The sequence below is a fragment of the Pseudomonas sp. D3-27 genome, assembly GCF_051132165.1.
Lineage (GTDB): Bacteria > Pseudomonadota > Gammaproteobacteria > Pseudomonadales > Pseudomonadaceae > Aquipseudomonas.
On the sequence record NZ_CP071667.1, the window covers coordinates 4,817,724 to 4,829,925 of the forward strand.

A 12,202-nucleotide genomic window follows, 5' to 3' on the forward strand; every position below is an offset into this window, starting at 1 on the left:
CGACCGGCAACCCGCTCAGCCTGCCGAGCAAACAATACGCTCGCGGCATAAGACACGCGATAGCATTCGGACATCATCACGAGCCTAGTGCGCAGCTGTCACTGGCACCACCGGCCTTAACCCAGGCATCCACCTCTGTTTTCTGGAACTTCCAAAGCCGGCCAACCTTGTGGGCCGGCATCCGGCGCTTGGCAATCCAAGCGTACACGGTGTCTTTGCTGACGCCGAGGTGCTCAGTAATTTCTTCAACGCTAAGCCAACGGTCTGTCATGCCTAGATCCACGGAAAACAAGATCGCGGATCTTAGCGGATTTGGCCTGATTTAAAAGGATTACGTCATCCTAAGGACCTGACCTTGTTTGTTAGGTTCTCCGAGCGGTGTCGCCAAGAGGCACCGCTTCTGATGGGATGCTCAACCCTCGTTCCAGATGGGCAAGATGCTGTCGATGCGGTGTTAGCGGCCCTTGATGCGCGACGGTGAATGAAACGCAGAGATTTAACGTAGCCGCGTGTAAAATAGTGATTTCACTTCAATGTATTGCTAATCAGGCTAGTTCTACTTTTTCAACAGAATCGGCAGTTCACTGCCAATCATGGCTACGAAGCGTGCTGGTCCGATCGAATGCAAACGGGTGGCCAAGTAAAGTGCAGTATTCCAATTGGTATTCCATCTTAAAACCAAAATCCTTATTAATGTTATAAATCAAAAACTTACTTAACGAATTCAAATTACCCCGGCCCACGGACGTCTTTTTTTGTGCTTGAAATCCAGTAAATACGCGCCTCCAGCGCCATAGCACTTCACGCAGATCGTGCACTCACCAACTATCCGCCTCAGGTGACGAGTCACTGAGCTCCGTCAGGACGTTTGAGCCGGGCCTGGTTTGCACAGGCCAGGAACGTCTCGATGACCTGGCTGCGGCGTTCGGCGAGGCAGTAAAGGTACGTCTCTGTATGCACCGGATCCCCTTCGATACGAATGGCTTTGAGGTTTGCACCTGGGATGTACTCGGCCTCGGACACAACACCCAGGCCGATGCCCCTGGCGACTGCTTCCCGTAGTGCCTCTCGACTACCGATCTCCATGACCATACACGGCGTCACGTCCCGTTCGGCCAGCGCCCGCTCAAATGCCAGGCGTGTCGTCGAGCCTTGCTCGCGGCGTAACATCGGCTGCCCCTGTAGTTCTTCCAGGCGTACGACATCGCGCTGTGCCAGCGGATGCTGGTGATGAGCAAACACGATTACCCGGTGCCGGGCATAGAGCGTGGAGTGGAACGACGGATCTTCATGCAGGCCTGCGAGGACTCCGATGTCTGTCACGTAGTTTTCTAAGTCCGCCAACACCGAGGCCGAGTTGCCCACCCGGATCGACAGCTCTACCTGGGGGAACTCGCGACGATAAGCATCGACCATTTCGATGACGTGAAACGGGCCAACCGCCCCCAGTCGCAACTGTCCCCTGACCATTGTCCCGGAGTCACGCAATAAGCCATGCGCTTCGGCTTCAAGGGCCATCAACTGCTGGGCGATAGGCAGCAGTTGGCGGCCAACCGTCGACAGCTCGGCGCGGCGCCCACGGCGGTGGAACAACTCCAGGTTATGCAAGCGCTCCAACGCCTGTATCTGCGTGGTGACCGTCGGTTGGCTAAGCCCAAGTGATCGTGCCCCCGCGCTGAAGCTTCCCTGACGGGCCACAGCCAGAAACGCGCGCAGCTTACTGTTCGACATCCATAGACTCCTTCAATACTTTTTCGTGTTAACCAATATTGAATCGATGGCATGACGGTCACATTACAAAAATAAGGTAAGCGGCATACCCAACCACGACTCGGATATGCCATGAAAATTCTTCGTAAGCTGTTTTGCGCTGCCAGTGTGTCCCTACCGCTGCTGATCAGCAGTGAAGTATCTGCCGAGACGGCGCTGAGGATCGGCCTGATTCCATCCGAAGATTCTCAATCGATGATCGAGAGCAGCCAACAGGTGCTCGATCAGTTGCAGGCGAAGTTGGGCATGCCCGTCAAGCCGTTCGTGGCGACCGACTACAACGGTGTGATCGAGGCGTTGCGCTCCAAGAAGCTGGATGTTGCTTACCTTGGGCCATTTTCCTACGTGCTTGCCAGCCAGGTGGCCGACGTGGAAGCGTTCGCGGTGGCAGTCACTAAAAAAACCGGCAAAAGTGCCTATCGCAGCCTGATCGTGGCCCGCTCCGACAGCGGCCTGAAGTCGCTGGCTGACCTGAAGGGTCATACGTTCGCTTTCGTCGATCCAAGTTCGACGTCCGGTCACCTCTTTCCCAAAGCCGGTATCGAGAAGGCTGGTTATCAGCCGGACAAGCTGTTTTCCCGCGTGATTTTTTCTGGCTCGCACGATGCGAGCATCCTGGCCGTGGCCAACGGCAAGGTGGACGCTGCCGCTGTGGCTGACCGCATTCTGGCTACCGCCACGACGCAGGGTGAAGTCAAACCGGACGAGTTGCGCGTCGTCTGGAGCTCGTCGGATATTCCCGAGTCACCGATGGTGTGGCGCAAGGATCTGGACCCGGCGCTGAAGCAGAAGCTGGCGGCTGCACTGGCCGAGGTCAAGGATATCCCCTGGGGCGATCAGGGCATGCTCAACGGTTTTCAACCCACCCGCGACGGCGCGTACGACGTGGTCCGAGAGACCGCCAAGGTACTCGATCTCGACCTGAGCAAAATGAAATGATCAGGGTTCATCAACTCACCAAGCACTACGGGGACAACCCCGTGCTCAGAGGCATCGACCTGCAGATCGGAGCCGGTGAGTTCGTCGTCGTGCTTGGGCAATCAGGTGCTGGAAAATCCACGCTGCTGCGTTGCATGAATCGGCTGGCCCAGGCAGATGGTGGCGAGCTTCACATCGCTGGGGTCGACGCAATGCAGTCACGTGACGAGCGCGCCCTGCGTCGTCAGGTGGCGATGATCTTCCAGCATCACAACGTGGTACCGCGCCTTTCGGTGTTGAAAAACGTACTCACTGGACGCCTGGGATCGCTGTCGACACTGGCCTCGGTACTCCAGCTGTTCAGTCGAGCCGACGTGGAATTAGCGCAACAATGCCTGCGCCGAGTAGAGCTGCTGCACAAAGCTGACGCGCGCACCGACTCGCTGTCGGGTGGGCAAATGCAAAGGGTCGGGATCGCACGCGCACTCGCCCAGCAACCCAAGGTAATTCTCGCTGACGAGCCCGTTGCCAGTCTTGATCCAAAGACGGCGCGGCTGGTCATGCAGTACCTGCGTGATGCCAGTCGCGAGCTCGGCATTACCGTGGTGTGCAACCTGCACCAAGTCGATTTCGCAAGAGAGTTTGGCGACCGAATCATCGGCCTTGCCCATGGTCGCCTCGTTTATGACGGTGACGCGAGCGGTCTCGATCAACCCACGCTGAATCGTATCTATCCAGCGACAGGCGCGGATGACAATGCGACGGACATTGAATGCTCCTCGCCGCTGCGTTACAGCAATAGCTTGGGAGGCTGACATGCGCACTGAAAATTACCGCTGGATGGTTAAAACGCCGGACAGCCTTCGCGGCTGGGCTTCAACAGCCTCGCTGGTATTGATATTGATGGTCGTTTTGCACTGGAGTGCCAATGGCGCTCAGCTCAGTTTGGGGGAGTTGGCGGCCGGCCTTCCACAAATCGGCGATTTCCTGTCTCGGTCAGTGCCACCCAACCTGGATATCTTGCCCAAGTTGATAGCGCCGGCTCTGGAGACCTTGCAGATCGCAATCTGGGGCACGCTCCTGGGTATCCTCTTCGCCGTGCCGCTGGCCTTTCTCGCTGCACGTAATCTGCAAAGCAACCGCTGGCTGTATCAAGGAACCCGACAAGCGCTCAACGTCATTCGCAGTATCAACGAGCTGATCCTCGCGCTGGTCTTTGTCTCCGCTGTGGGCTTGGGACCCTTTCCCGGCGTACTGGCGCTTGCCGTCCATGGCATTGGCATGCTCGGCAAGTTTTTCGCCGAGAGCATCGAAGAGATTGATCAGGGCCCTCTGGAAGCACTTCGAGCCACGGGCGCGCGACCGCTGCAGGTGATTGTGTTCGGGGTCATACCGCAAGTCATCACAGCCTGGATCGCCGTGATCCTCTATCGCTTCGAGGTCAACCTGCGCTCGGCGACCGTGCTGGGCATGGTCGGTGCTGGTGGTCTCGGATTCGAGCTGGTGAGCAGCATCAAGCTGTTCAAATACCAGGAGACTGCCACCTGCATCATTGTGATCACGGTGATGGTAATCGCCGCCGACATGGTTTCGAACCGCTTGCGAGCCTCGATTCAGCAGGGCGGCGGACACTAGCCCGTCACGCTCGTCGCCGCGTTTCAGCCGGCGATCACGCCCTTTTACCCGACCTGATCCAGCGGAGTATCCCAGGTGGTCACGCACACCCATTCAACGCCAGGCACTATCGGCCTGGCCGATGCAGAACTCGTATCAATCGATTTGAGCTCATGTAATGCGCCAGCGAACATGGCCGCACCTTCCAATAACAAGGGGAACGTCATGCCTGCCCACTTCCATAATCCGGTCGCCACTTATTTTGGCGGCGGTAGCTTGAGCCAGATCACTGCACTCACCGAGGGCCAGACGGTCGCCTTGGTGACTTTCCCGGAAGCCCGTGGCCTGGGCGTGATCGATAAGATCCAGGCGCTGCTGGGTGAGCGTCTTATTCATATCGTGGAAGATGTGCAGCCCAACCCGGATGTCTCGCAGTTGAGCGCCACTTACGAGCGTTTCTGGGCGCAGGCCGGAGGTTGTGAAACCGTGTTGGCGGTGGGAGGGGGAAGTGCGATCGATACCGCCAAGGCTCTGATCGTCGGTACGGCATCAGGGCGTTTCGATGAACTGCTGACTTTGCTGGGCAGTGGCAAGCCCTTCACGCCGGCGCGCTGCAAGGCGCTCATTGCAGCACCTACAACAGCCGGTACTGGCAGCGAAGTGACGCCATGGGCAACGATCTGGGATTCAGGCCAGCAAAAGAAGTACTCGCTGCATCTGGAATGTACCTGGCCCAAAGCGGCAATCATTGACCCGGACCTGATGCTCACTGTGCCGGCAGGTGTGACGGTATCCACCGGCCTTGATGCCCTGTCACATGCGCTGGAGTCGATCTGGAACGTCAACGCCAACCCGATCTCCGACACTTTTGCGACCTCTGCCATCGAAGACATCCTGGACTGCCTGCCTCGCTTGCGCCAGGACCTGTCCAGCCGCGAGCTTCGTTCGCGAATGGCGTTGGCAGCCCTGAAAGCGGGCCTGGCATTTTCCAACACCAAGACCGCGCTGGCCCATTCCATTTCCTACGAGATGACGCTGCGTCATGGCTTGCCGCACGGCATCGCCTGCTCCTTTACGCTGCCACACGTGCTGGGGCTGGCGTGGGGCCGCGACGCCGCTCGGGACCAGACGCTACAGCGTGTCTTTGGAACTGACCTGGCCGAGGCCCAGGAGCGCTTGCGCAGCTTTCTCCATCACCTGGACGTGAAGACCGAGTTCACCGACTACGGGGTGACGGAGGTCGAGGCGCAGGAGATGATCGTTTCTGCCATGCAGGGCGCCCGCGGCAAGAATTTCATCGGCTCGCGGGCTGCCTGATACGTCGCTTACCCAAACGAGGGCGACTGATTAGGCCGCCTATTTCCTGTTGCACCGAATAAGAGTGCCGTTCTTCGACCACCTGGTTGAAGGCGTAACAAAAAGGAAAACATGATGAATCGTGAGCATGCTCTGTCTGGTCTCGCTGTGTCCGCAGCCCCATCCTTTCGCTTGGCTCAGTGGCGAATGCTGCTGGCGGCGATGTTCTGCTACCTGTTTTTCTACACCGGTCGGCAAACGTTCGGCTTCGCAATTCCCGGCATGCAGGCTGAGTTCGGCCTGAGCAAGGAGACCCTGGGCTGGGTTTCTGCGGCGATGCTGTGGGCTTACGCCATCGGCCAAGCTATCAATGGAAACCTGGCGGACAAGTTCGGCGGGCGCCGCATCATGACGCTGGGGGCTGTCCTCTCCTGCGCCGCCAATTGGGTGACCAGCTTCGCCAGCGGCATCGTCAGCCTCATCCTACCGTGGGGCGTCAATGGCTACTTTCAGGCGCTTGGCTGGGCGCCAGGTAGCCGTCTGCTGTCCAATTGGTGGGGAGTGTCGGAGCGCGGCAAGGTATATGGGTTCTACGTGTTCGCGGCAGGTTGTGCCTCGATTCTGTCCTATGTCACATCGGTGGTCGTGCTGGAAGTGTTAGAGCTCGAATGGCGCTGGATTTTCCGTCTGCCAGTGCTGCTCATGCTGGCCGGCGGTATCCTGTTTTACTTCATCGCCCGGGAGCGCCCACAGGACATGGGGTTCGAGCCGCTTACCGACACCGGCGTGGCAAACGCCGATGACAAGGGACAAGAAGCCTCGGATGAAGTCGAGACCTCGGCTCAGCGCTACAAAGCAGTCCTGAAGAATACGCGTCTGATCATCGCAGCCGTTTCTCTCGGGTTTCAGAATGCGGCGCGGTATGGCTTGATCGTCTGGGTGCCGGTGCATTTCCTGGGTGCCGACTGGAAAAGCGGCGACAGCTGGATCGATCCGAAATGGATCACCGTCGCGCTGCCGGTTGGCATGGCGGTAGGTGCGCTCAGCAACGGTTGGGTGTCCGACAAGTTATTCGGCTCCAAGCGCTACCTGGCCATCATGTTGTACATGTTCCTCGGCGCAGCCACCAGCCTATGGATGTGGAGCCTGCCGGCACATAGCACCGTCGGCTTGATCGCCCTGTTCCTCTGCGGTTTCTTCGTCTACGGCCCCGCCTCCAGCTTCTGGGCGCTGTGCCCCGATCTGGTTGGCGCCAAGCGCGCAGGCACCGCCACCGGCATCATGAATTTCTCCTCTTACCTGTTCGCCGGCCTGGCTGAGCCATTGATCGGCAGCATGCTGGACAGCACGGGCAACACGTCATTGATATTCGTAGTCGTCGCTTCTGCCTGTATCTGCAGTGCAATGGTCGCATTGTTCGTACGGCGCTGACCTAGGCTTAACCAGCGGAACTCACGAAATCGGTAATCGCCATGTATCAGTACCACAAATGGCTTCGCTCCTTTCACGCAGTCGCTCGCAATGGCAGCTTCACGCTTGCTGCTGAGTATCTGAGCGTGGGACAGCCGACTGTCAGCGAGCAGGTGAGCGCGTTGGAGAACATGTTCTCCGTCGAGCTCTTCCATCGTCGCGGGCGTTCCATCGAGATGACGGCTGCCGGTCGCCAACTCTATGCGATCACCCAGGGCCTGTTCGGTCAGGAGGATGAAGCCGTGCAATTGCTGCAGAGCTTCCGCCAACGAAAGGCAGGGTTGTTGAGGCTCGGCGCAGTTTCGCCGCCCATCGCCATGAGCCTGACGTATGCGTTGATGCAGCAGTACCCGGATGTGGAGTTGGAAACCTCTTTTTCCTCTGAACGGGAAACACTGGATCGGCTTTACAACTTCGACATCGATGTGGCGATCCTGGCGCTCTCGGAGTTCGATCATCGCCTGCACACACAGTTATATCGGCGTTACCCGATTGTCGGCGTGGTCCGCGAGGATCATCCATGGGCAGGGCTGGAACAGGTTCGGATCGAACAGATTCGCGGCGAGCGAGTGGTTTTGCGCGAGCAGGCTTCACGCACCCGGCAGTTGGTGGAAGAGGCCTGTCATCGAGCCGGCATCGAGCTCGACTGCGCCATGCAGCTCAACAGCCGCGAAGCGATCGTGCATGCCATCGCTCAGGGCATAGGTATCGGTTTCGTCTCGGCGGTGGAATACGCGGAAACGCCCGGTACCCGGCCGGTCACCTTTGTCGATCATCCGTTTCACATCGAATATCACCTGTGCTGCCTGGGCATTCGTCGTAACCGACCAATGATTGTCGAGCTGTTCGAAAACTGCACACCGCCACCGACCTGAATGCCATCGATTTCATCACTCAGCCTGCCCATTCAATGGGGGGGCAGGACTTTTTCACTCGTCATTTGGAGATGCACCATGAACTACAACCAACCGACACAACTGCAAGCGGCCATTCTCGACTGGGCAGGTACCGTCGTTGACTTTGGCTCCTTCGCGCCTACGCAGATCTTTGTCGAAGCGTTCGGCGAGTTCGGGGTCGAGGTGTCCCTTGAAGAGGCACGCGGTCCGATGGGGATGGGCAAGTGGGATCACATCCGAACCCTGTGCGACATGCCCGCGGTTGCCGAGCGCTACCGCGCAAAATTTGGCCGTACGCCTACGGATGCGGACGTCACGGCGATTTATGAGCGCTTCATGCCGCTGCAGATCGACAAGATCGGCCTTCATTCGGCATTGATTCCGGGCGCGCTGGAGGCCATCACGGTGTTGCGTGATAAGGGTTTGAAGATCGGCACCTGCTCGGGCTACCCGGCGGTGGTGATGGAGAAGGTCGTGGAGTTGGCTCGCCGCAACGGTTATGAGCCTGATCACGTCGTGGCCACCGATGAAGTGCCCAATGGCCGCCCTTATCCAGCACAGTCCCTGGCCAACGTCATCGCACTGGGTATCAGTGATGTCGCGGCCTGTGTGAAAGTCGATGACACCTGGCCAGGCATTTTGGAAGGTCGCAGCGCCGGCATGTGGACGGTCGCACTGACCTGCTCGGGCAATGCTCTAGGGATGACCTACGAGCAATACAAGAGCATGCCTGGGGATAAGCTGGATCAGGAGCGCAACCGCATCGGTCGCATGTTCGAGGGTTCGCGCCCGCACTACTTGATCGACACCATCGCCGAGTTGCCGGCAGTGATCGATGACATCAATGCACGCCTGTCGAGAGGCGAAATGCCTCAAAACACCTGAGTTCCCGGGTACCGGGCAGCTGGCATCGTCAATTGCCCTATCAGGCGCGCCGACCCTGGCGCAGCCCAACAAAAAAGACGTCCAAAAGGCGTCTTTTTTTGTGTCTGCCATTTCATAACCCACGAAGCAGCGGCATTCATCTCCTACTAGTAGACCGATCGACTAGAAACGATTAGCATCGCCCCCATGAATACTCTAAAGATCCGCGAAACATCCGACGTCCGCCAAGGCATCCTTGATGTGGGCCAAAGAATCATGGCCGCCAAAGGTTATACCGCGGTGGGTCTGAACGAGATCCTGGCGACTGCCGGTGTGCCGAAGGGCTCGTTCTATCACTACTTTGGCTCCAAGGACGCGTTTGGCGAGGCCCTGCTCGAGAACTATTTCGAGACTTATCTCGACGATATCGACCGGACCCTCGCCCAGCCGGGCCTGACGATGGCGCAGCGTCTGCTGGACTATTTCCGCATCTGGCAGGACACCCAGTCCTTTCATGATTGCCAGGGCAAGTGCCTGGCGGTGAAGCTGGGCGTGGAAGTCGCTGACCTTTCCGAGGCCATGCGTGCAGTGCTTAACCGCGGTACGTCAGGAATCATCGATCGCCTGGCGAGTGGGATCGAGTCCGGCTTGGCCGAGGGCTCATTGACCATCAGCGGTACTCCCCACGAGGTTGCGCAGAGCCTCTATCAACTTTGGGTCGGCGCTAGCGTCATGGTGAAGATCACCAAGAGCGTCCAACCCTTCGAGACGGCGATGTCCACGACTCGCCAGCTTCTCAACCTGTCCTGATGCACCGGCATGAGCGGTGTAGCGCCCGTCACGGCGTCGCACTGCTCGCGTCATCCCTCGCCGCTTTTTCCCCGACGTTTCTACGATTCTTCCCACGCTCACTTGCAGCCCCTGAACAGCACCCGTAAAAAATTTCAAAAAGTTACTAGACGACCGGTCTAATTTGAAATACCGTAGCAACACGTTCACCTCTGGGAACAAAGAACTACAGCCTTAGCCAGTCAACCAATGATCGTTCGCCGCCAACCATCTAGACGACCGGTCTAATTTAACGATTTGTCGTGACCTCACGACCCAACTGAAAAAAGGAAGCACAAATGAAAATTCTCATGGTTCTGACCTCACACGACACCCTTGGCGATACCGGCCGCAAAACCGGTTTTTGGCTCGAAGAGCTGGCGGCGCCTTATTACACCTTCCTGGGCGCCAACGCCGAGATCGTCCTGGCGTCCCCAGCGGGAGGCCAGCCACCGCTCGATCCGAAGAGCAACGAGCCGTCCTTCCAGACTGACCTGACCCGCCGCTTCGAAACCGATGCCGTAGCCACCGCGCTGCTCGCCAACACCGTGCGTTTGGACAGCGTATCGCCTGCCGATTTCGATGCGGTTTTCTACCCAGGCGGCCACGGCCCGCTGTGGGATCTGGCAGAAGACCCGGTCTCGATCCAGTTGATCGAGTCCTTCATCGCCGCCGGCAAGCCCGCTGCCTTGGTGTGCCATGCCCCGGGCGTCCTGCGCCATGTAAAGAAGGCTGACGGCACACCCTTGGTCGAAGGCAAGCAAGTTGCCGGTTTCACCAATTCCGAAGAAGAGGCAGTCGGCCTGACCCACGTCGTGCCCTTCCTGGTCGAGGACATGCTCAAGGCCAACGGCGGCCTGTACTCGAAAGGCCCGGACTGGGCCTCCTACGTGGTTCGCGACGGCCTGCTGATCACCGGCCAGAACCCCGGCTCGTCCAGCGAAGCCGCGAAGGTCCTGACAGAGCTGCTGAACAACGCCTGATCAAGCCTTGGGCGGGAGACGCCGCAGGTCTCCCGCACTCTACGACATCCCCCGACGCCATCGGCAAAAGCCCTCACATTCCTGGAGACACCCATGACTGCGTTCAACTTGCAGCAGATCAAAGACGCTGGCTGGCTGAAAGAAGCCAACTATATCGACGGCCTGTGGGTGGCAGCGGATGACGCCAGCCACTTCGCGGTAAACGACCCAGCCACCGAGAGCCAGATCGGCCAGATCCCTTGGAGCGGCGCTGTTGAAACACGCCGCGCCATCGACGCCGCACAGGCAGCGTTCGCATCCTGGTCACTGACCACCGCGGCAGAGCGCGCCATTCTGCTCAATCGCATGGCGCAGTTGGTACGCGACAACCTCGACATCCTCGCCAGCATGCTGACGCTCGAACAAGGCAAGCCGCTGGCCGAAGCGCGCAACGAAATGAAACTGGGCGCCGACTACATTCAGTGGTTTGCCGAAGAGGCGCGGCGCATCAATGGCGAGATCATTCCCTCGCCTTGGAAAGACCGGCAGATCCTGGTCACCCGCGAGCCCGTCGGCGTGGTGGGAGCGATCTCGCCGTGGAACTTCCCCTTCTCCATGCTCTCGCGCAAAGTCGCTCCGGCGCTGGCGGCCGGCTGCACCATCGTCATCAAACCATCCGAATTCACGCCGTTCTCCGGCCTGCTCTATGGTGTGTTGGCGCAGCAAGCGGGCATCCCCGCCGGAGTGGTCAATGTCGTCACAGGCGACGGTGCCGCGGTGGGCGGCGAACTGTCCGCCAACCCGTTGGTGCGCAAGATCACCTTCACCGGTTCCACCCGCGTCGGCAAGCTGCTGTACAAGCAATCCGCCGACAGCATGAAGAAATTGTCGATGGAGTTGGGCGGCAACGCACCGACCATCATTTTCGACGACGCCGACCTCGACCTGGCCGTCGAAAATGCCATCGCAGGAAAATTTCGCAACAGTGGCCAGACCTGCGTATGCACCAACCGCTTCTATGTCCAGGACGGTATCTATGACGAGTTCGCTAAGCGCCTGACGGCACGGGTCCGGCAGCTGAAAATCGGCAACGGCTTCGATGAGGGCGTCGAGCAAGGCCCGCTGATCAACCAGGCCGCCGTCAGCAAGGTCGATGCGCACGTGCGAGACGCCCAAGCCAAAGGCGGTCGCGTATTGCTGGGTGGCAAACGCCATGCGCTCGGCGCGACGTTTTATGAGCCCACCGTGATCGCTGACGCCACAGCCGACATGCTCATCGCCCAGGAAGAGACCTTCGGCCCCGTGGCCGCGCTGTTCCGCTTCAGCACCGAACAAGAAGGCATCGACGCCGCCAACGCCTCCGAGTTCGGCCTGGCCGCGTACTTCTTTACCCGCGACCTGGCGCGCACCTTCCGCGTCTCCCGCGCCTTGCAGAGCGGCATGATCGGCATCAACGCCGGGGTCATCACCACCGTCGAAGCGCCCTTCGGCGGGGTCAAGGATAGCGGTATCGGCCGCGAGGGCTCGACTCATGGCCTGGATGAATACCTCAACCTCAAATACCTCAGCCTCGGTGGTTTGTAA

The 12,202-nt window shown here is 59.0% G+C and carries 12 protein-coding genes; 10 read left to right on the forward strand and 2 right to left on the reverse strand.

Translation table 11 applies throughout. From position 1 onward, the window contains the following. Positions 1-76: 76 nt before the first annotated feature. A complete protein-coding gene (gene mads1 / locus J3P92_RS21755; RefSeq protein ID WP_434649009.1) occupies positions 77-271 on the reverse strand; it encodes a methylation-associated defense system helix-turn-helix domain-containing protein MAD1 in 195 nt (64 codons plus the stop codon). 575 nt (positions 272-846) lie between these two features. After that, a complete protein-coding gene (locus tag J3P92_RS21760) occupies positions 847-1,731 on the reverse strand; it encodes a LysR substrate-binding domain-containing protein (protein WP_434649011.1) in 885 nt (294 codons plus the stop codon). Between the two features lie 111 nt (positions 1,732-1,842). Between J3P92_RS21760 and phnD the strand changes: the two genes are divergently transcribed. The 10 genes from phnD (at position 1,843) to J3P92_RS21810 (ending at position 12,202) form a co-directional block, all read left to right on the forward strand. Continuing rightward, entirely contained in the window at positions 1,843-2,709 is an 867-nt protein-coding gene (gene phnD, locus J3P92_RS21765; protein ID WP_434560773.1) for a phosphonate ABC transporter substrate-binding protein, read from the forward strand. Beyond that, a complete protein-coding gene (gene phnC / locus J3P92_RS21770; protein WP_434560775.1) occupies positions 2,706-3,503 on the forward strand; it encodes a phosphonate ABC transporter ATP-binding protein in 798 nt (265 codons plus the stop codon). Before phnD ends, phnC begins: the two co-directional genes overlap by 4 nt. A gap of 1 nt (position 3,504) precedes the next feature. Continuing rightward, complete coding sequence (phnE, locus tag J3P92_RS21775; RefSeq protein ID WP_434649013.1) at positions 3,505-4,323, forward strand: phosphonate ABC transporter, permease protein PhnE; 819 nt, start codon at positions 3,505-3,507, stop codon at positions 4,321-4,323. A 204-nt stretch (positions 4,324-4,527) separates the two neighbouring features. After that, positions 4,528-5,619, forward strand: a complete 1,092-nt coding sequence (gene psrA / locus J3P92_RS21780; RefSeq protein ID WP_434649015.1) for an iron-containing alcohol dehydrogenase PsrA — start codon at positions 4,528-4,530, stop codon at positions 5,617-5,619. Positions 5,620-5,733: 114 nt separating this feature from the next. Continuing rightward, a complete protein-coding gene (locus J3P92_RS21785; RefSeq protein ID WP_434560779.1) occupies positions 5,734-7,029 on the forward strand; it encodes an MFS transporter in 1,296 nt (431 codons plus the stop codon). A gap of 41 nt (positions 7,030-7,070) precedes the next feature. Further along, positions 7,071-7,943 (forward strand): LysR substrate-binding domain-containing protein, encoded by an 873-nt coding sequence (locus J3P92_RS21790; protein ID WP_420765623.1) that lies wholly within the window; start codon positions 7,071-7,073, stop codon positions 7,941-7,943. Positions 7,944-8,021: 78 nt separating this feature from the next. Then, positions 8,022-8,849, forward strand: a complete 828-nt coding sequence (gene phnX, locus J3P92_RS21795; RefSeq protein ID WP_434560780.1) for a phosphonoacetaldehyde hydrolase — start codon at positions 8,022-8,024, stop codon at positions 8,847-8,849. A gap of 186 nt (positions 8,850-9,035) precedes the next feature. Further along, positions 9,036-9,638, forward strand: a complete 603-nt coding sequence (locus J3P92_RS21800) for a TetR/AcrR family transcriptional regulator (protein ID WP_420765625.1) — start codon at positions 9,036-9,038, stop codon at positions 9,636-9,638. Positions 9,639-9,955: 317 nt separating this feature from the next. After that, entirely contained in the window at positions 9,956-10,639 is a 684-nt protein-coding gene (locus tag J3P92_RS21805; protein ID WP_420765626.1) for a type 1 glutamine amidotransferase domain-containing protein, read from the forward strand. Positions 10,640-10,732: 93 nt separating this feature from the next. Beyond that, positions 10,733-12,202 (forward strand): NAD-dependent succinate-semialdehyde dehydrogenase, encoded by a 1,470-nt coding sequence (locus J3P92_RS21810; protein WP_434560783.1) that lies wholly within the window; start codon positions 10,733-10,735, stop codon positions 12,200-12,202.